This is a genomic window from Amycolatopsis sp. cg13 (genome assembly GCF_041346965.1).
GTDB lineage: Bacteria > Actinomycetota > Actinomycetes > Mycobacteriales > Pseudonocardiaceae > Amycolatopsis.
In genome coordinates, this window is sequence record NZ_CP166848.1 from 3976118 (window position 1) to 3995979 (window position 19862).

Below are 19862 nucleotides of genomic sequence, written 5' to 3' on the forward strand. Positions count from 1 at the left end.
GTTAATTGCGGGTTCTCAGGTTCCTCTCAGACAGACGAGAAGGTTCCGGAGAACGCGGAAGGCCGCCGCGTGGCGAGCACGCGACGGCCTTCCGGGCGAAAAAACGTCAGCCCTTGCGCTTGTCGACAGCCTCGGTCAGCTGCGGCGCGACGTTGAACAGGTCGCCCACCACACCGAAGTCGGCGATCTCGAAGATCGGAGCCTCGGCGTCCTTGTTGACGGCGATGATCGTCTTCGACGTCTGCATGCCGGCGCGGTGCTGGATCGCGCCGGAGATGCCGAGCGCGATGTACAGCTGCGGCGACACCGTCTTGCCGGTCTGGCCGACCTGGAACTGCGCCGGGTAGTAGCCGGAGTCGACAGCGGCACGGGACGCGCCGACAGCCGCGCCGAGCGAGTCGGCCAGCTTCTCGACGACGTCGAACTTCTCCGCCGAGCCGACGCCGCGGCCACCGGACACGACGATCGACGCCTCGGTCAGCTCCGGCCGGTCGCCGCCCACGACCGGCTCCATGCCGGTGATCTTGGCGGCCTTCGCCGGGTCCTGCGCCGGAATCTCGACGGTCTCCTCGGCAGCCGCGCCATCGGCGGCCTCCGCCTCGACCGCGCCCGGACGCACCGACACGACCGGCGCGCCCTTGGCGGCCTTGGCCTTCACGGAGAACGCGCCACCGAAGATGGACTGGTCCACGGAGCCGTCGGCATTGACGCCGACCGCGTCGTAGAGCAGACCGGAGCCCAGCCGCAGCGCGACTCGCGCGGCCACCTCCTTGCCCTCGGCACTGGCGGCGACGAGCACCGCGGCCGGGGAGACCTGCTCGGCGAGCTTCGCGAGCACGTCGACCTTCGGGGTCACCAGGTAACCGGCAGCGTCGTCGCCCTCGGCGACGTACACCTTCGCCGCGCCGTGGCCGGCGAGCGCTTCCTTGGCCTTCGCCGCGGTGCCGGTCGGGCCCACCACGACGGCGGAGGGCTCGCCGAGGGCGCGCGCAGCGGTCAGCAGCTCGAGCGTGACCTTCTTGACATCACCGTCGACGTGGTCGACGAGGACGAGTACTTCAGCCATTTTCCGGAATCCTCCTCGAAACCGTGTCTCAGATGAGCTTCTGCGCGACCAGGTACTCAGCGACCTTCGAGCCGCCGTCGCCCTCGTCCTCGACCTTCTCGCCCGCGGTGCGCGGCGGCTTCGGCGAGGCCTCGACGACCGTCGACCACGCGTTGGCGAGACCGACCTCGCCCGCGTCGATGCCGAGGTCGGCGATGGTCAGCGTCTCGACCGGCTTCTTCTTCGCGGCCATGATGCCCTTGAACGACGGGTAGCGCGGCTCGTTGATCTTCTCGCTCACGCTCACCAGCGCAGGCAGGTTCGCCTCGAGGTGGGTGATGCCGTCTTCCGTCTCGCGGTCGGCCTTCACGGAGGAGCCCTCGACGGTCAGCTGACGCACGTAGGTCAGCTGCGGCACGCCGAGCAGCTCGGCGAGGATCGCGGGCACGGCGGCACCGCGGCCGTCGGACGCCTCGTTGCCGGCCAGGATCAGGTCGAAGCCCTCGACCTTGCCGACGGCGGCGGCGATGACCTTCGCGGTGGCGATGGCGTCGGAGCCGTGCAGTGCCTCGTCGGACACGTGGATGGCTTTGTCGGCGCCCATGGAGAGCGCCTTGCGGATCGCGTCGGTGGCGCGGTCCGGGCCGACCGAGATCACGGTGACCTCGCCCTCGCCGGCTTCCTTGATCTTGAGGGCCTCTTCGACGGCCTTCTCGTTGATCTCGTCGAGCACGGCGTCGGCGGATTCGCGGTCAAGGGTGTTGTCGGAACCGGAGAGCTTCCGCTCCGAGTAGGTGTCCGGTACCTGCTTGACCAGGACAACGATGTTCGTCATGGGTCTTCTTCGACCTCCCGGTTGGGGCCGGCTCTCGGCCGCGGGACAGTGCTCTACTGAGCGGTAGATTAGGGGCAATTCCGCGGCCGGACCCCTCGAGGTGACGGCATTCACCTGGATGAGCAATCTATTGGGACCATCGTCCCAGTAGTTGACCGGTTAGCCCGTCCAGCGCGCCGCTCGCCCGATCGGAGCAACGGTCACTTACTCGCAGTAGGCCGTTAGGGGTTACGCTCCGGCACCATGTCCGCGCACATCGCCGTAGTCACCGACTCGACCTCGTGCCTGCCCGAGCAGCTCGCCGCTCAGTGGCGAATCAGTGTCGTCCAGGTCCAGCTGCACGTCGGAGACCAGACGGACGACGAGCACCGCTTCGACCGGAGCGAGCTCATCCAGACCATGAAGTCCGGCGGGGCCGTCACGACTTCGCCGCCCGATCCCGGTGCGTTTTTCTGGACCTACCAGGACGCGGCCTCAGCCGGCGCGTCCGCCATCGTGAGCCTGCACATCTCCGGACGGCTTTCGCAGACCGTCGAAGCCGCCCGCGAAGCCGCACAGCAGGTGCGGATTCCGGTGCACATCCTCGACAGCGGGACGGCCAGCATGAGTCTCGGCTACGCAGCGGTGTCCGCCGCGCGCGTCGCCGGGGCCGGCGGACAGCTCGAGCGAGTCCTGGACGCCGCGGAACGGCGAGTGCGCAACTCGACCGAACTGATCTACGTGGACACCCTGGAGTACTTGCGGCGATCGGGGCGGATCGGCGCTGCCCAGTCGATGCTCGGAAGTGCGTTCGCGATCAAGCCGCTGCTCACCGTCCGCAACGGGGAGGTGAGCCCCCTCGCCCGTGTTCCCGGCACTAAACGAGCGATGAACCGGCTCGTCGACCTGGCCGCGAAGGCCGCCGGCGACCAACCCGTGGACCTGGCGGTGACTCGCTTCGGCTCCGACGAGAGCGAGGTCGTCCGGAAGCTGCGGGAGCGCGTGCCCGGCGCGGGCGAGATCGTGGTGGGCGACGCGAGCACCGTGATAGGCGCTCACGTCGGCCCGGGTGCGCTCAGCATCACGGTGTCGCCGTCGAACTGACCTCGATTCGCCGCCCCGGGACCACAAGCACCACGAGCGGCAGCAGGACCGTCACCGCGAGCCCGCCGATGATGAGCACCTGATCGAGCTGCGGAAAGTGCCCGACGTGGCCGGCGTGGTAGATGAGGTGCGGTACGGCGAACAGCAGGGCCGCGACCGCCACCAGCCGCGCGACCGTTGTGGTGCCCATCACGGCAGCGCCGACCAGCATCGCGCCGAGCGCCAGGCTGAGGCCGCCGAAATCGATGATGAAGTGCTCGTTGTACGGCCCGTCCATGGAGACCCAGCCGTGCCGGAAACCGGGGAAGTCCTGGTAAAACCCCATCGGGTCGAGCAGCGGCCAGAGCCCCTGCACCAGGATGTAGAGACCGAGCAGGATCAGGAGGATGCGCGTGATCGTCCGTTGCATACGGCTGGAACGAGACGGCTGCGCGAAACGTGACAGGCGCTAGGGTCGCGCAGGTGACCAACGCAGCCACCCGGGCCGAGGCACTGCACCTCACCGGCGAACGAACCGTCCCCGGCATCCCCGAGGAGAATTACTGGTTCCGCCGCCATGAAGCCGCATACCTCGCCCTCCTCCCCCACTGCGCCGACGCGACAGTGCTCGAAGCCGGCTGCGGCGAGGGCTACGGGGCCGGGCTTATCGCCCAGCACGCCCGCCGAGTGCTCGCGCTGGATTACGACGTGCCGACCACCGAGCACGTCGCAAGCCGGTATCCGGATGTCGCCGTCGCGCGGGCAAACCTGGCATACCTCCCGCTGCGGGACGGCGCCGTCGACGTGGTGGCGAACTTCCAGGTGATCGAGCACCTGTGGGACCAGGGCGGTTTCCTCGCCGAATGCTTCCGCGTCCTGCGCCCGGGCGGGAAACTGCTGGTCACGACCCCGAACCGGCTCACTTTCACTCCGGACAGCGACACCCCGCTCAACCCGTTCCACACGCGCGAACTGGCACCGTCCGAATTGGACGGGCTGCTGCGCGCGGCCGGGTTCACCGTCGCGGCGCTGAACGGGCTGCACCACGCGGAAACCCTGCGTACCACCGAAACCCGCTACGGCGCCTCCATCATCGACGCCCAGCTGGACGTCGTAATGGGCTCCCTTCCCGGACAGGCCACCTGGCCCGCGGACCTCCTCGCGGACGTCGCGGCGATCCGGGCCGACGACTTCTCCGTGCACGACGACGACCTCGACGCGAGCCTCGATCTGGTGGCCGTGGCGGTGCGCCCGTGAGCGCCCGGAAGTCCGAGCACGAAGGCACGTTCTGCCTCGTCCTGCACAGCCACCTGCCGTGGCTGCCGCACCATGGCAGCTGGCCGGTCGGCGAGGAATGGCTGTACCAGGCGTGGACGCATTCGTACCTGCCGGTCGTCGACCTGCTGCGCCGTTTCGCCGCTGAGGGGCGACGCGACGTCTTGACGCTCGGCATGACGCCAGTCCTCGCCGCCCAGCTTGATGATCCGTACGCCATCCGCGCCTGCCACGACTGGGTCGGCCATTGGCAGCTGCGCACGCAGCACGCATCGACGCTCTGGCACGGCGATCCGTTGCTGCGCAACCTCGCCGCCGCCGAGCACCAAGCCGCGATGCACGCCACCGAGGAGCTGGAAACGCGCTGGCGGCACGGTTTCTCGCCGATCCTGCGGTCGCTTGTGGACAGCGACACGATCGAACTGCTCGGCGGACCGCTTGCGCATCCGTTCCAGCCGTTGCTGGACCAGCGGGTGCGACGGTTCGCCCTCCAGGCGGGGTTGGAGGACACCGCGCTGCGCATTGGCCGCGCACAAGAGGGTATTTGGGCACCTGAATGTGGTTATGCACCGGGAATGGAACAAGATTATCACGACGCCGGTGTGCGACGCTTCCTCGTCGACGGCCCTTCACTCCATGGTGACACCTCGGCCGCGCATCCCGTCGGAGACTCCGACGTCGTCTGCTTCGGCCGCGATCTCGAAGTCACGTACCGGGTTTGGTCGCCGAAAGCAGGCTATCCAGGCCATGCGGCGTACCGGGATTTCCACACCTGGGCACACGAAGTCGGACTGAAAGCCTCACGCGTCACCGGAAAAACTGTTGAGCCACAAGATAAATCCCCGTATGACCCTGCGCTCGCCGCGGACGTTCTGGGTTCTCACGTCAAGGATTTCGTCGAAACAGTCGTCGCACGGCTGCGATCCCTCCGTGAGCAACACGGCCGAGAATCGCTAGTGGTTGCCGCCTACGACACGGAGCTCTTCGGGCACTGGTGGCACGAGGGTCCCGCGTGGCTCGAAGGAATCTTGCGCGCGCTGCCCGAAGCAGGCGTCCGCGTGACCACGCTGCGCGGCGCGCTCGAGGCTGGCCACCTGGGCGAGCCGGTCCAACTGCCCGCGTCCTCGTGGGGCTCTGGCAAGGACTGGCGAGTCTGGGACGGCGAACAGGTCGCGGACATGGTGCAGGACAACACCGCGCTGCAGACCCGGCTCCTCGACTTGGCCGACAAGCAGGATGGGACCACTCGCGACGCCGTTGCCGATCAGGCCGTCGCCGAGGCGATGATGGCGCTGTCCAGCGACTGGGCATTCATGGTCACCAAAGACTCCGCCGCCGACTACGCTCGCCGGCGCGCCCGCGTGCACACCGAACGATTCGATGCCCTGGCAGGGTTGATCCGCAGCGGGGATCGAGCTCGCGCGCTTGCCCTGGCCGAGGAATACCGCCGGGCCGACGGCCCGTTCGGACATCTGGACGCGCGCGCCCTGCGCCGTCCTTCCGCGTGACGATCGAAGGGAATTCCATGGGAATCCGCGACCTGCCGCTCAAGACGCTGTCCGGCGACGAGGCCACTCTCGGCGGCCCGCTGGCCGGCAAGACGCTGCTTGTAGTGAACGTGGCGTCGAAGTGCGGGTTGACGCCGCAGTACACCGGGTTGGAGCGACTGCAGGAACGCTACGGCGACAAGGGCTTCTCGGTTGTCGGGTTCCCGTGCAACCAGTTCGCCGGCCAAGAGCCAGGCACCGCGGAGGAAATCCAGACGTTCTGTTCCACCACGTACGGAGTTTCGTTCCCGCTGTTCGAGAAGATCGACGTCAACGGCGAAGACCGGCACCCGCTCTACGCGAGCATCACGGAAACGCCCGACGCGGATGGTGAAGCCGGCGACGTGCAGTGGAACTTCGAGAAGTTCCTGATCAGCCCGGACGGCAAAGTGCTCGGCCGCTTCCGCCCGCGCACGGAGCCTGAAGACGAAACGATCGTCGCGGCGATCGAAGCGGCACTGCCTGCTTGAGCTTCGGTCGTGCTCTCCGGCCTGCGTTTATCTTGGCCGGAGAGCATTCGCCGTTTTTCGGCAACTGACTACCGGCGCGGAGCCAGCCGGGTTCTGCGGAGGAGATACCGCTGGCCGTGGGTTCGCGCCGTCGCCGTTCAGTGGCGAAAGGTCTGGTGTTCCCTCACGTCGGCTCGCCCGCGGCGTTGTCGCCTATCAGCGGCAACTGCCGACCGAAGACTCAAGTCACCATGGACAGACGTCGCCACGCGCAGCAACGTCGGCCTCGGCACCACCCAGCCGCGTCCGTCGCCGGTCACAGGCGAACTCGGCACCGCCGGGTCGCCGCAGCGCCGTAGCCGCTGACCGGCGAGGGCGCGAAGCAGCGCCTCCGGTCGGGGTGGCATCACGCCACCGTCGATATGCCGTCGGCCAGCTCGTCGCCAGTGAGCGGCGAATCGCAAGGCGGCCTGGTTTGCCCCCCAGGCCGCAGCCCCTGTGCGGAACTGCCTATCTTGTGTTGCCGCTTAGTGGCGAACCGCAGGTCAACGGCTGTCCGGAGCCTCGTCAGCCAACTCGGCAGCGGTCTTCACCTCTGGGTACGAACCACGCGCGATCACCGCTCGGTTGTGGTTCGCGGCGTCGGCGAAGTCGAGCTTCTGCACTCGGCGGTCGTAGGTGAGAAGGCCGTTCACTTCGTTCTCTACATCAGTGGTCTGAGTGTAGATCGCGCCGGACAATCCCCGCTCGGAAACCAACCCTTCGAGGCGTTCGCTCACCTCCGCGTACCGGCGAGTGAGGTGTGCCGAATCAGTCGTCATTTCGTAGGCATTGGGCGGACCTGGCCAAATGTGGTCTTCGAGGACCAGGCCCAGGCCGCCGTATTCGCCGTCCGCTAATGCGCGATGGTCCCCCTCGTGCGGCTCCCCCGGCCCGACATACGTGTGGTCGTCGTAGATGTCGCCGGCCCCGGTGTCCGGGCGGGAGAAGCAACAGTTCACGCCGCTGTTGGCGATCACCAGCCGGGTCGGGTCGAGGTCCTTCACGAGCGCCGCCATCCGGGCCGTATCGAATTCTCCCCAGCCTTCGTTGAAAGGCACCCAGGCGACGATCGACGTGACATTGCTCAGCTGCGCGACCATTTCCCGCAGCTCGGCCTCGAATCGCCGTTGTCCTTCGGGCAACGGATCCGGCGCGTGCCCGGGCGGGCCCGCGAACGAGACGATCAGCGACGGCATGTCCTGCCAGACAGCCAAACCCAGCCGGTCCGCCCAGTAGTACCAGCGCGCGGGCTCGACCTTGACGTGCTTGCGGACCAGATTGAACCCGAGTTCCTTCGTCTTCTCGAGATCGAACCTGAGCGCCTCGTCTGTCGGAGCCGTGTAACCGCCGTCCGGCCAGTAGCCCTGGTCGAGTGGTCCGTGCAGGAAGGTGATCCGGCCGTTCAACGCGATCCGTGGCCGTCCGTCGACATCCGGGAGGATTTCTACCGTTCGCAGGCCGCAATAACTGGCGACCTCGTCCAGGGCATCACCGTGCGCATCCAGAAGCCGGACGGTGATGTCGTAGAGAAACGGATCGTCCGGAGACCACGGATGAGGTTCTGGAAGGTTGGCTCGCAGCCGTACGCCCGCGGTGCCTCGAACGCGCGCCGCCTCGTCGCCGTTTTGCGGCGAAACGATCAACTCCACTTGTGTACCGCCAGTGACCTGCGGGAACACCGAGACACCAGACAGGTCCGAGGTGACTTCGAGGGCGGAAATGCGCTCGTTCGGCACCGGCTCGACCCACACGGTCTGCCAGATTCCCGACGTCGGCGTGTAGCAGATACCGCCAGGTTCGTTGCGCTGCTTGCCGATCGGGTACGGCTCGATGTCCGTACGGTCCTCTGCGCGAACGGTAATTTCCTGCGGTCCTGATGCACGGAGCGCGTCCGTGATGTCCGCTGAGAACGACGTGTATCCGCCCTCATGGGTGACCACCGTCTGGTTGTTGACCCGCACTTCGGCTTTCTGGTCGACTGCACCGAAATGCAGCAACACCCGTCGCCCGCTCCAGCTTTCCGGGATCTCGAACAACCGCCGGTACCACAGCACTTCGTCGCGTCGGCCGATTCCGGAGAGCGCGGATTCCGGCGCGAAGGGAACCAGGATGCGCTCGCTGTAGCCGATGGGTCGCGGCGCCGCGGACGAGGCAGGCCAGCCTGCGTACTCCCAGATGCCGTTGAGGCTCAGCCATTCCGGCCGGCTCAGCTGAGGACGCGGGTACTCGGGCAGCACCGCGGCCGGGTCGACTCGGTCGGTCCACGGTGTGGTCAGCGGCGGATCCGCGCGCTGCCATTCGGGCTCTGTTGGAGTCATCACCGGTCATGGTGGCAGAGAATCGCGATCCGCGGCACCGCTTGAGTGATGCTTGGGCGGCCGGTGAACGGGTCCTGAACGACGGGCCGATGTCGACGGCGACGGTCGGCGGTCGGCGGCTGATGGCTGATGGCTGGTCCTCGGTGGAGCCTCCTGCGGCGGCGCAGTGGAGCTGGTGTCGACGACCGTTTCGCCGTTCAGTGGCTAATGGCTGGTCAGCCGCTGGCGAGCCCGCTTCAGCGCCCGGGAGCAGGCTTGTCTGCATCAGGTAAAGGCCGCGGTCTCAGCAGGTGACTGAGGTAGGAACTCGCGCATCGGCTTGGCGGTCGTTACCAGCTCGGGACAGCAGTGCTGAGCTGCGCGGATATTGTCGGCGCGGGCTGGCCAACCGGCCAAATCAGAGCTGTTGCCGTTTTTTGGCGAAACGCTCTGACCAGCGGATTCTTCATTGCTCGGGCCTTTCCGCTGGGTGTCAGCGCGGCTTTCCGGCGGTCGTTCGGGCGGCCGCCCCGGAGGGTAAGCGACTGGCGAGTAACCTCGGGCCATGCGCGTGCTGATGTTGTCCTGGGAGTATCCGCCGGTGGTCATCGGCGGGCTGGCCCGGCACGTTCACGCGCTGGCGCGGCACCTCGCGCAGCAGGGCCACGAGGTAGTCGTCCTCTGCCGGCACACCGCGGGCACCGACGCGTCGACCCATCCGCGCAGCGATCGGGTCATCGAGGGGGTCCGGGTCGTCCGCGTCGCCGAGGATCCGATGCACCTGACCTTCGAGCGGGATCTCGTCGCGTGGACGCTCGCCATGGGCCACGCCATGATCCGGGCGGCACAGGATTTGCTCCGCACGTGGCAACCCGACGTCGTCCATGCCCACGATTGGCTGGTCACGCATCCGGCGATCGCTGTCGCTGAGGCTGCTCGGGTGCCGCTCGTCGGGACGATCCACGCGACCGAAGCGGGCCGGCATTCGGGATGGCTGTCGCACCCGCTCAACCAGCAGGTGCATTCGGTCGAATGGTGGCTGGCCAATCGCGCCGACGCGGTGATCACCTGTTCGCAAGCCATGCGCAAAGAGGTCGCGCACCTCTTCGAGATCGACCCGGCCGACGTCGCGGTGATCCACAACGGCATCGAGGGCCGCAGTTGGCGCGTATCGTCCGGCGAGGTCGCGAGGATGCGGGAGCAGCACAGTCCGGACGGCGCTCCGTTCCTGCTGTTCTTCGGCCGGCTGGAGTGGGAAAAGGGCGTGCAAGATCTGCTGGCTGCGTTGCCCCGGATCCGCCGTCAGTTCCCGGGGACTCGAGTGGTTGTTGCCGGAAAAGGGCGACATCACGACGAACTCGTCGCACAGGCCCGAAAGCTGCGGATTCGCCGGGCGGTGGACTTCGTCGGTCATCTCTCCGACCGCGACCTGCGCGCTCTCCTGGCCGCTGCCGATGCGGTCGTGCTGCCTAGCCGGTACGAGCCGTTCGGGATCGTTGCGCTGGAGGCCGCGGCTGCGAAGGCACCGTTGGTGGCTTCGACCGCGGGCGGGCTTGGTGAGGTTGTCATCGATGGCGAGACCGGTCTGGCGTTCGCGCCGGGTGATGTCACCGGGCTCGCCTCGTCCGTGACGACTGTCCTGAGCGACGTTCCGGCCGCGACTCGGCGGGCGCGTGCGGCGCAGGCTCGGCTCGGTGCGGACTTCGATTGGGGGCGGATCGCGGAGGCGACCGTCGAGGTTTACCGGCGGGCGCGTGTCGGCGAACCGGTGGAGTTGGGGCGGCCGAAGATCGCGACTGGCAACGCGTTCGAGGTGTAGGACGCGCTGGTCGGCGGCGGTTCACGAGATTCGCCGCTCAGTGGCTAATGCCTGGTCAGGGCACCTTGTCAGCGGGGGTCGACGGCGGCGATCAGGTCGCGGTAGTCGGGGTCTGCTGCCACGCGGTCGAAAGCGCTCGCCAGGGCGGCTTCGTAGACCGGGACGGCTTTGCGCAACGTGACGCGTCCGGCGTCGGTGATTCCGGTGTAGACGCCGCGGCGGTCGTATTCGCAGAGACGTCGTTCGGTGAGCCCGGTCCGCTCGAGGCGACCGACGAGGCGTGTCGCGGAGCTCTGGTTGAGCGACGTCGCGTCAGCCAGTTCCTGCATGCGGAGTTCGCCGTCTGGTCGGTCGGCCAGCGACATCAGGGCGACGAATTCCGAGAAGCCCAGGTGCAACTGCCGTTGCAACGCTTGCTCGACCTCGTGGTCGACGCGGCTGCGAAGGGCCATCATGCGAGGCCACATCGCGCCAAGGGTGGTGAGTTTCGCCCCTGCCGACTTGCGTCCAGGGGAAGGTGTGGTGGCCACGCGAACGACCTCTCCGGCGAACCTTGTCCGGCATCGAGAAGTGGTGCCGAGACCTCTTGTATAGCACATGTGCGTGCATGCAATTGGGTGTTCGTCAGGCCTCACGTCCTCGGGAGACCGTTGAGCTGCGCGGCAGTGGGGTGGCTAGAGCCAGGCATCTGATTGAGCGGACTGGACGAATCGTCGGCTACGCAGTTCTCCAGTCCGGCTTGGAGTGTTTGACGGAATCTGTTAGGCCAACGTCTGCAGGAACTGTTGCAGCAACGGGTTGACCTGCTCTGGATGGGTCAGAGTCGGAGTGTGGGCTGCACCGTGGATGACGTGGACGTCGCTGGCGTTTGGGAGGCGTTCGCTGAGCAAGTCCATGCGGTCGCGCGGGAGGGAAACGTCTTGCTCGCCCCACATCAGCAGCGCCGGGCAGGTGATTTCGTCCAGGCGGTTCGAGACGTCGTCTCGTTCCAGCAGGCAGTGTGCGGCCGGGCCCAGCGGCAGCGCGGGTGCGGCACGCCATCGTGCGCACAACTCATCACGAAGGGCGGAATTTCCGAGCAGTTGCGTAGACAGGGGTATGATGAGGTCATCAATTGGTCCGTATTCGCGTAAGGCTGCGAACATTTCGCCGTAGGCCGCCTTGTCGGCTGGGTCGCACGGTGTTGCTTCGGTGTCCCATAGCACCAGTCCTGCGACCCGTTCAGGTGCCAGCAACGCAATTCGTAACGCCGTGAAGCCGCCTTGGGACAATCCTCCTACGACGGCGCGTTCGAGGCCTAGGTGGTCCAGCAGGCCGAGTGCGTCTTGGGCCTGGTCCCAATAGGTGTATGACGTGCCGGGGTCGTCGTCCGGGGTTTGTCCGTGGCCGCGGGCGTCCCAGGTGATCAGACGCTGCTCCGGCGCGAGCATCTCTGCTTGCGGCGAGAAGGTTGAGTGGTCCAGGAAGTAGCCGTGTCCCAGCAACAAGGCCGGTCCGTCTCCCCCCGGTGTCGGAGAAGAAAATCGGGCGGTCGTTGACCGTTGCCATGGGCATTCGACTGGCCTCCAGATTCGTCTCAGACAGTGGAGCCGCGCCGGTGCAGCGTAGTGAAAAACCGGGATTACCGTGCCTGTGGCCGGATCTAGGCAGGTTGACGACAACTGGCGGATGTCAGCAGGACGCCGGGCTGGATACGGTCAGTCGTCGGATTTCGCCGAATCGGTTGAGCCGCCGGCGAGTTTGAGGCAGATGACTCCGGTGATGATCACTGCGAGGAACAGAATGCGCAGCGGTCCCAGGCTTTCGCCGAAGATGATCGCGCCGAAGATCGCCGCACCGCTCGCGCCGATGCCGGTCCAGACCGCGTAGCCGACGCCGACGTCGATGGTGCGCAAGGCCAGGCTGAGGGTGAAAATCGTTGCGGCGGCAGTGATCACGGTGGCGATCGACCACGGCAGGTCGGTGAAGCCGCGACTGCCGTCCGTGCTGACGGCGAACGCGATTTCGCAGACACCGGCGAAGAGGAGAATGGCCCACGCTCGGCGACTGGTCTGCGTCTTTTCCGGTGCGACGACTGGTGCTGCTTCGGGCTGAACGGACACGACGGAAATCCTTTCGGGGGCTGGAAGAAGAGAGTCAGGCACCGGTCAGCTGAAGGCCGATGATGCCGCAGATCACCAGGCCGAACCCGATGAGCTTGCGCCAGTTGAGCTTCTCTTTGAAGATCAGCGCGCCCAGCAGGACGATGCCGACCGAGCCGAGACCGGTCCAGATCGCATAGCCGACGCCGACGTCCATGGTCAGCAGGGCGCGACTGAGGAAGAAGATGCCGCCGGCCGCCATGACCAGCGTGAACACCGACGGCCACAGCTTGGTGAACCCGTCGGTCGCGTTGGCTCCGAGCGCGAAGGCGATCTCGAAGAACACAGCGATGCCGAGGTAGAGCCAGTGCATGGTTTCTCCGGGTGAGAGTGAGATCGGAAGCTGCTCGGCACCCTCGCCGGCGACGCTCCCCCAGGTAGTTACATGTGCAATATATGTATGTCGAATCAAATAGGCAAGGGGTGATCAGCAGGCGGGCGGAGGGGTGTCGGGGGTACTGTCGAGGACCGAGCTGCGGTGCCAGCTGAGCGACGGTTGCTCAAAAATTGGCTTTGACCAGGTATTCGCCACTGAACGGCAATGGTAGTTCGGACTCCCCGCCGCGGAATCGGAGACTTCTGCGCGGCCGTTCGGGTCGTCGGCCGGGCGGGGCGAGGCATCTACTTTCGACGGGATCGTCTGTCCAGAGCGCACGTTGGGTTGGCACCGTCGAGGCCGGATACCGGTTGAGCGGATCGGACGTTCGGTTGGGCAAGCACTCTCGTGGATTGTTCGACGGGTCGCGCCTGGCTGCATGGATCGGGCTACTGGACGCGTCCGAGCTGAGCCGGATGAGCACGCCGGAGAACAAGCGGGACTCGTGGGCAGGCGCTAGCAAGTGCCCGAGAGCAAACGGCCGACTCGGCCTGTTGATCAAGGAATTGAGCAAAGAGCCACGGATAAGCACCCAGAAAGCGGGGCGACGCCAGCACGAACCGAGCGCCCCGAAACGAAGCCCGGACGCGAGCAAAACCCAGGCCAAACCCCAGAGCGAAGCCCCGACATCGAACCGAGAGCCCGAGCCTAGAGCGTCCGAAAGCTCCGCGGAAACCGAAAACCCGCGCCTCTCGCCACTCAGCGGCGAAAGAAGCGCGGGTCCGGAAAGACCCGGGTCCGGTGGCGGGGAGCCTCCGCCACCGGACCCGTTCCCAGCACCATCCCAAAATGTGGTGCGGGGTAACCGGTCGCCGGTGGTCAGGTCACTGGCGACCGGAGCTTGTCACCGCTCGGTCAGGTACCGGGCGTAGGCGACCGTCGTGAGGAAGCTCGGCAGCTTCTCGCCGAGGGCGGTCTCGGTGAAGATCGCGCGGGCGTCGTCGAGGCGAGCCGACTGGCCGAGGTCTGCGCGGACCTTCGCCAGTTCGTCGTCCAGGAACTCGCTGGCCAGTTCGTGGGTCAGCGCCGTGCCGTCCTCGAGCTTCGTGCCGTTGCGGATCCACTGCCACACCTGGCACCGCGCGATCTCGGCCGTCGCGGCGTCTTCCATGAGGTTGTGGATCGCCGCGGCACCGGTGCCGCGCAGCCAGGAGTCGATGTAGCGGAGGGCGACGTTGATGTTCGCTCGCACACCCGCTTCGGTGACCTCGCCGCCGGCGCTTGCGACGTCGAGCAGGTCAGAAGCGTCGACAGTCACGTCTTCACGCAGCTTGCCGAGCTGGTTCGGCCAGCCGCCGAGCACACTGTCGAAGACCTCGCGGCACACCGGGACCAGACCGGGGTGTGCGACCCAGGAGCCGTCGAAGCCGTCGCCGGCCTCGCGTTCCTTGTCCTGGCGGACCTTCTCGAGCGCGTTCTCGTTGGTGACCGGGTCCTTGCTCGGGATGAACGCCGCCATCCCGCCGATCGCGTGCGCCCCGCGGCGGTGGCAGGTGCTGACGAGCAGTTCGGTGTAAGCGCGCATGAAGGGGACCGTCATCGTCACCTGGGCGCGGTCCGGCAGCACGAAGTCGGCGCCGTGCGCGGAGAAGTTCTTGATGACGCTGAAGATGTAGTCCCAGCGACCGGCGTTCAGACCCGCCGCGTGTTCGCGCAGTTCGTAGAGGATCTCGTCCATCTCGAAGGCCGCGGTGATCGTCTCGATCAGCACGGTCGCGCGGATGGTGCCGCGCGGGATGCCGAGTTCCTTCTGCGCCAGCAGGAACACGTCGTTCCACAGCCGCGCTTCCTGGTGACTTTCCAGCTTCGGCAGGTAGAAATACGGACCGCTGCCGCGCGCCAGGAGCTGCCGGGCGTTGTGGAAGAAGTACAGGCCGAAGTCCACGAGGCTCGCCGAAACCGGGCGGCCGTCGATGCGGATGTGCTTCTCGACCAGGTGCCAGCCGCGGGGACGGGCGACGATCGTCGCCGGGTCGTCGCCGATCGTGTAGCGCTTGCCGGCTTCGGTGGTGAAGTCGATGTTGCGGCGGATGGCGTCGAACAGGTTGAGCTGGCCGTCGACGACGTTGTGCCAGGTCGGCGAGGTCGCGTCCTCGAAGTCCGCCAGCCACACCTTCGCGCCGGAGTTGAGCGCGTTGACCGTCATCTTCCGGTCGGTCGGGCCGGTGATCTCGACGCGCCGGTCCTCGAGACCGGGCGCGACCGGAGCGATGTGCCAGCTCTCGTCCGAGCGGATCGACCGCGTCTGCGGCAGGAAGTCCAGCTGCTCCTCCCCCGACTGCAACCGCTCGCGACGGCGGCGGCGCTCGTCGAGGAGTTCGCGGCGGCGTCCGGCGAAGGTGTTGTCGAGTTTGGCTACGAAGTCCAGTGCTGCCGGGGTGAGGATCTCGGCGAAGCGGCCATCGGCGGGCCCGGTGACCTCGATGCGGGTGTTCAACGTGTCAGCCATCTCGTACCTCCGCGAAGGGGGAAAGGGAAGGGGCGGGCCGGCGACCGGAATCGCCGGCCCGCGGGTGCGTCAGTGGAACTGGTCTTCTTCGGTCGAACCCTTGAGCGCGGTGGTCGAGCTCTCCGGGTTCAGCGCGGTGGACACCAGGTCGAACCAGCCGGTGCCGACCTCGCGCTGGTGCTTCGTCGCGGTGTAACCGCGCTCCTCCGAAGCGAACTCGCGCTCCTGCAGGTCGACGTAGGCGCTCATGCCTTCGCGGGCGTAGCCGTGCGCCAGGTCGAACATCGAGTAGTTCAGCGCGTGGAAGCCGGCCAGGGTGATGAACTGGAACTTGTAGCCCATGGCGCCGAGTTCGCGCTGGAACCGCGCGATGGTGTCGTCGTCGAGGTGCTTCTTCCAGTTGAACGACGGCGAGCAGTTGTAGGCCAGCATCTGGTCCGGGTACTGCGCCTTGATCGCCTCGGCGTACTTGCGGGCGACCTCGAGGTCCGGCGTGGAGGTCTCCATCCACAGCAGGTCGGCGTACTGCGCGTAGGCCAGGCCGCGGTCGATGCACGGCTCGATGCCGTTGTTGACCTCGTAGAAGCCCTCGGAGGTGCGGCCGCCGGTGAGGTACTTGCGGTCGCGCTCGTCGACGTCGCTGGTCAGCAGGGTCGCGGCCTGCGCGTCGGTGCGGGCGACGACCAGGGACGGCACGTTCAGCACGTCGGCGGCGAGACGGGCGGCGTTCAGGGTGCGCTCGTGCTGCTTGGTCGGGATGAGGACCTTGCCGCCGAGGTGGCCGCACTTCTTCTCGGAAGCGAGCTGGTCTTCCCAGTGCACGCCCGCGGCACCGGCCGCGATCATGCCCTTCATCAGCTCGAACGCGTTCAGCGGACCGCCGAAGCCGGCCTCGGCGTCGGCGACGATCGGGGCGAACCAGTCGATGTCGCCGTTGCCCTCGGCCCAGTTGATCTGGTCGGCGCGGCCCAGCGCGTTGTTGATGCGGCGGACGACGGCCGGGACCGAGTTGGCCGGGTAGAGGCTCTGGTCCGGGTAGGTCTGGCCGGCGAGGTTGGCGTCGGCAGCGACCTGCCAGCCGGACAGGTAGATGGCCTTCAGACCGGCACGCACCTGCTGCACGGCCTGGTTGCCGGTGAGGGCGCCCAGCGCGTGGACGTAGTCCTCGCTGTGCAGCAGCTCCCACAGCTTCTCCGCGCCGCGGCGGGCGAGGGTGTGCTCTTCGACGACCGAACCGCGAAGCTTCACCACGTCGGCGGCGGAGTAGGTCCGCTGGACACCCGCCCAGCGGGGGTCGGTCTTCCACTGCTCGGCCAGCTCGGCCGCCGCCTGCTCGAGCTGATTGGCCTGCTCGGTCATCGGACTCTCCCGTGTTGCGAAGTTTGCGATTGCTCGCCTTGCCTGGTCACGACCCTGACACGAGCACGAAAACCTGGTCTACCGCTCCAATTTGCCAATTTCTGCGAAGATTGCCTAGCATGTTGCAAAGGTTGCGAATCTGCTGTTCGCAACCGCAGCGAAAATTCGCGGGCTTGATCGTTCACGTAATCGTTCAGGCCCGGAAACCTTCCGGCCGGACGGAGCACTCATGGACAAAACTTTCGCCGGGGCGCGGCTGCGGCATTTGCGCGAAAGCCGGTCGATGAGCCAGGCGGACCTCGCCCGTGTGCTCGAGATCTCACCCAGTTACCTCAACCAGATCGAGCACAACTCGCGCCCGCTGACCGTGCCGGTGCTGCTGCGCATCACGCAGGCGTTTGGCGTCGACACGGAGTTTTTCGCCAACAACGACACCTCGCGGCTTGTCGCCGACGTGAAGGAAGCCCTGCTCGACGAGGCCGTGGGCGTCGAAGCGACCATGAGCGAGCTGAACGACCTGGCCAGCAACCTGCCGTCGATCGCCCAGGCGCTGGTGAAACTGCACCGCAGCTACCGCAACGCGGTCGAGAGCACCGCCGCGCTGACCACGGAAAACGGCCTGGGCCTGCACGGGAGCGCCGCCGCGCCGTTGCCGCACGAGGAGGTCCGCGACTTCTTCTACGAGCGGGAGAACTACGTCGCCGAACTCGACGAGCGCGCTGAACGGATGGCCGCCGAGATCCCGCTGCGACGCGGGGCGGTGCTCGGATCGCTCAAGGAACGGCTGTGGCAGCGCTACGGCGTCGACGTGACCAGCGAGGGCATCAACGAATCCGCAGGTGAACAGCACCGGTACGAACCGGCGACGCGGGTGTTGCGGCTGGCGCCGAGCCTGCGGGTCGGACAGCAGGCGTTCCGGATGGCGTCCCAGATCGCACTGCTGGAGTACGACGACCTGATCACCGAACTTGCCGATTCGTGGGCGTTTTCCGGCCCCGCGGCGCGGACGCTCGCTCGGGTCGGCCTTGCGAACTACTTCGCTGGCGCGCTGATCCTGCCGTACAGCCCGTTCCTGGCCGCGGCCGAGGAGTTCCGGTACGACATCGAGCGGCTTTGCGACCACTTCGGCGTCGGTTTCGAGACCACTTGCCACCGGCTGTCGACTCTTCAGCGGCCAAAACAGCGTGGCGTGCCGTTCTCGTTCGTGCGCGTGGACCGGGCCGGGAACATGTCGAAACGCCAGTCCGCGGCGGGTTTTCACTTCTCGCGCGTCGGCGGCGCTTGCCCGTTGTGGAACATCTACGAGGCCTTCACCTCGCCGGGCAAGATCCTCACGCAGATCGCGGCGCTGCCGGACGGCAAACGGTACTTCTGGGTCGCGCGGACGGTGTCGCGCAACATCGGCGGGTACGGCAGCCCGGGCAAGACGTTCACCGTCGGCCTCGGCTGCGAGCTGCGGCACGCCGGCCGGCTGATCTACTCAACCGGCCTTGACCTGGACGAACCCGCCGCCGCGACGCCGATCGGCATGGGGTGCAAAGTGTGCGACCGGCCCGCTTGTTCGCAACGCGCGTTTCCGGCGATCGGCAAACCGCTCACGGTCGACGAAAACACCAGCACCTTCGTCCCGTACCCGGCGGTTCCGAAGACGTGAACGCGGTCGGTGACGTGAGTGCCCCGTACGTGGTCACCGGGTGCGAAGTACATTCACCCGAGTGCACGACATCGACACGGTGAACGCAGAACTGGTCGAACAGGCCGCCGAACGGCTCGCGGGCGTGGTCACACGCACGCCCCTTGAGCCCAACGCGCGTCTCTCGTCCCGCGTAGACGCGCGCGTCTGGCTTAAGCGCGAAGACCAGCAGACGGTGCGCTCGTACAAGATCCGCGGCGCGTACAACTTCATCGTGCAGCTCGACGCTGCGACGCGGGCGCGCGGTGTCGTGTGTGCGAGCGCGGGCAACCACGCACAAGGTGTCGCGTACGCGTGTCGCCGTTTAGGGGCGAACGGTCGCGTGTACGTGCCGGGTACGACGCCTCGCCAAAAGCGTCAGCGCATTGCGGCGCTCGGCGGTGCCCACATCGAGGTCATCGTCGTTGGCGAGACGTATGAAGACGCCTTCGCCGCGGCTAAGGACGACGCTCACCGCACGGGGGCGACGCTCGTGCCGGCGTTCGACGACGTCCGCACTGTCGCCGGTCAGGGCACTGTCGCGCTCGAAGTGGTTTCGCAGCTCGGCTTCGTGCCCGATGTCCTGGTCGTGCCGGTCGGCGGCGGTGGGTTGCTGGCTGGGATCGCGACATGGGTCCGCGAGCGGCATCCGGACATCCGGGTCGTCGGCGTCGAACCGGCGGGTGCGATGTGCATGGCGGCGGCTATCGAGGCAGGCAAACCGGTGCGGATCGACGCGGTCGACCCGTTCGTGGACGGTGCCGCGGTGCGCGAGGCCGGCCAGGTGACGTTCCCGTTGATCCGGGACAGCGGCGCGGATCTGACGTCCGTCGCCGAGGGCGCGGTGTGCACGGAGATGCTGTCGATGTACCAGTCGGACGGCATCATCGCCGAACCCGCGGGCGCGCTCGCGGCCGCTTCGCTCGGGACGAGCGTGCAGGTCGAGCCGGGGCAAACGGTGGTGTGCATCGTGTCCGGGGGCAACAACGACGTCAGCCGGTACAGCGAAATCCTCGAACGCTCGCTGATGCACGAGGGGTTGAAGCACTACTTCCTCGTCAGCTTCCCGCAGGAACCCGGTGCGCTCCGGCGGTTCCTTGACGAAATCCTCGGACCGGAGGACGACATCACGCGGTTCGAGTACGTGAAGCGCAACAACCGGGAGATCGGGCCGGCGCTGATCGGGGTCGAGATCCCTCGGCGAGCGGACCTGCCAGGGTTGCTGGCGCGGCTGGAGAAGAGCCCGTTGCAGGTGGAGCAGGTGGAGCCGGGGAGTCCGTTGTTCCACTTCTTGCTCTGAGGTGTCGCTGGGTTCTCTGGTTTCGCCGCTGACTGGCGACAGACCCGGCAGCCGGGAGGATCTGTCCGCTGTTGCCGCCAGTTTGCCGCTGAACGGCCACTGGACTGACCGTGCTGCCTACACCACCGCGAAGACCGCCTCTATCGACGACGTAGCGGCAAAGGCACTGTCAGCGCCGTCGCACCGCGGCGAAC

The 19862-nt window shown here is 66.9% G+C and carries 17 protein-coding genes; 7 read left to right on the top strand and 10 right to left on the bottom strand.

Annotated elements, in window-relative coordinates:
- Window positions 1–106: 106 nt before the first annotated feature.
- Window positions 107–1066 (bottom strand): electron transfer flavoprotein subunit alpha/FixB family protein, encoded by a 960-nt coding sequence (locus tag AB5I40_RS18105; RefSeq protein ID WP_370939679.1) that lies wholly within the window; start codon window positions 1064–1066, stop codon window positions 107–109.
- Window positions 1067–1094: 28 nt separating this feature from the next.
- Complete coding sequence (locus tag AB5I40_RS18110) at window positions 1095–1880, bottom strand: electron transfer flavoprotein subunit beta (protein WP_370939680.1); 786 nt, start codon at window positions 1878–1880, stop codon at window positions 1095–1097.
- A gap of 243 nt (window positions 1881–2123) precedes the next feature.
- Between AB5I40_RS18110 and AB5I40_RS18115 the strand changes: the two genes are divergently transcribed.
- Window positions 2124–2963 (top strand): DegV family protein, encoded by an 840-nt coding sequence (locus tag AB5I40_RS18115; RefSeq protein ID WP_370939681.1) that lies wholly within the window; start codon window positions 2124–2126, stop codon window positions 2961–2963.
- On the opposite strand, the gene AB5I40_RS18120 is transcribed toward AB5I40_RS18115, so the two are convergent.
- Window positions 2941–3372: a hypothetical protein gene (locus AB5I40_RS18120; RefSeq protein WP_370939682.1), complete on the bottom strand. Its 432-nt coding sequence runs from the start codon at window positions 3370–3372 to the stop codon at window positions 2941–2943. The two genes, AB5I40_RS18115 and AB5I40_RS18120, sit on opposite strands and share 23 nt — an antisense overlap.
- A 53-nt stretch (window positions 3373–3425) precedes the next feature.
- Here AB5I40_RS18120 and AB5I40_RS18125 point away from each other — a divergent pair, with 53 nt between their 5' ends.
- Genes AB5I40_RS18125 through AB5I40_RS18135 form a run of 3 tightly spaced genes read left to right on the top strand, consistent with a single transcriptional unit; the run spans window position 3426 to window position 6234 of the window.
- A complete protein-coding gene (locus AB5I40_RS18125; protein ID WP_370939683.1) occupies window positions 3426–4199 on the top strand; it encodes a methyltransferase domain-containing protein in 774 nt (257 codons plus the stop codon).
- Window positions 4196–5725 (top strand): 1,4-alpha-glucan branching protein domain-containing protein, encoded by a 1530-nt coding sequence (locus AB5I40_RS18130; RefSeq protein WP_370939684.1) that lies wholly within the window; start codon window positions 4196–4198, stop codon window positions 5723–5725. The genes AB5I40_RS18125 and AB5I40_RS18130 overlap by 4 nt, the downstream gene beginning before the upstream one ends.
- A 17-nt stretch (window positions 5726–5742) precedes the next feature.
- Window positions 5743–6234, top strand: a complete 492-nt coding sequence (locus AB5I40_RS18135; RefSeq protein ID WP_370939685.1) for a glutathione peroxidase — start codon at window positions 5743–5745, stop codon at window positions 6232–6234.
- A gap of 524 nt (window positions 6235–6758) precedes the next feature.
- On the opposite strand, the gene AB5I40_RS18140 is transcribed toward AB5I40_RS18135, so the two are convergent.
- Window positions 6759–8573, bottom strand: a complete 1815-nt coding sequence (locus AB5I40_RS18140) for a glycoside hydrolase family 2 protein (RefSeq protein WP_370939686.1) — start codon at window positions 8571–8573, stop codon at window positions 6759–6761.
- A 544-nt stretch (window positions 8574–9117) separates the two neighbouring features.
- Between AB5I40_RS18140 and AB5I40_RS18145 the strand changes: the two genes are divergently transcribed.
- On the top strand, window positions 9118–10371 hold the full coding sequence (locus AB5I40_RS18145) for a glycosyltransferase family 4 protein (RefSeq protein ID WP_370939687.1): 1254 nt from the start codon (window positions 9118–9120) through the stop codon (window positions 10369–10371).
- Between the two features lie 68 nt (window positions 10372–10439).
- On the opposite strand, the gene AB5I40_RS18150 is transcribed toward AB5I40_RS18145, so the two are convergent.
- The 6 genes from AB5I40_RS18150 to aceA all read right to left on the bottom strand — a co-directional run bounded on the left by AB5I40_RS18150 (window position 10440) and on the right by aceA (window position 16696).
- Window positions 10440–10901, bottom strand: coding sequence for a MarR family winged helix-turn-helix transcriptional regulator (locus AB5I40_RS18150; RefSeq protein WP_116198813.1), 462 nt, complete (start codon window positions 10899–10901; stop codon window positions 10440–10442).
- Window positions 10902–11132: 231 nt separating this feature from the next.
- Window positions 11133–11858: an alpha/beta fold hydrolase gene (locus AB5I40_RS18155; protein ID WP_370939688.1), complete on the bottom strand. Its 726-nt coding sequence runs from the start codon at window positions 11856–11858 to the stop codon at window positions 11133–11135.
- A gap of 210 nt (window positions 11859–12068) precedes the next feature.
- Entirely contained in the window at window positions 12069–12473 is a 405-nt protein-coding gene (locus tag AB5I40_RS18160) for a multidrug efflux SMR transporter (protein ID WP_370939689.1), read from the bottom strand.
- A gap of 34 nt (window positions 12474–12507) precedes the next feature.
- The gene (locus tag AB5I40_RS18165) at window positions 12508–12825 is read right to left on the bottom strand and encodes a multidrug efflux SMR transporter (protein WP_370939690.1); all 318 of its coding nucleotides are present in this window, start codon (window positions 12823–12825) and stop codon (window positions 12508–12510) included.
- A 907-nt stretch (window positions 12826–13732) separates the two neighbouring features.
- Window positions 13733–15337, bottom strand: a complete 1605-nt coding sequence (gene aceB / locus AB5I40_RS18170; RefSeq protein ID WP_370939691.1) for a malate synthase A — start codon at window positions 15335–15337, stop codon at window positions 13733–13735.
- A gap of 69 nt (window positions 15338–15406) precedes the next feature.
- Window positions 15407–16696, bottom strand: a complete 1290-nt coding sequence (gene aceA, locus AB5I40_RS18175) for an isocitrate lyase (protein ID WP_116198817.1) — start codon at window positions 16694–16696, stop codon at window positions 15407–15409.
- Window positions 16697–16925: 229 nt separating this feature from the next.
- Here aceA and AB5I40_RS18180 point away from each other — a divergent pair, with 229 nt between their 5' ends.
- Both AB5I40_RS18180 and ilvA read left to right on the top strand, forming a co-directional pair.
- Window positions 16926–18350 (top strand): short-chain fatty acyl-CoA regulator family protein, encoded by a 1425-nt coding sequence (locus AB5I40_RS18180; RefSeq protein WP_370939692.1) that lies wholly within the window; start codon window positions 16926–16928, stop codon window positions 18348–18350.
- A gap of 61 nt (window positions 18351–18411) precedes the next feature.
- Window positions 18412–19668: a threonine ammonia-lyase IlvA gene (gene ilvA, locus AB5I40_RS18185; RefSeq protein WP_370939693.1), complete on the top strand. Its 1257-nt coding sequence runs from the start codon at window positions 18412–18414 to the stop codon at window positions 19666–19668.
- Window positions 19669–19862 lie beyond the last annotated feature (194 nt).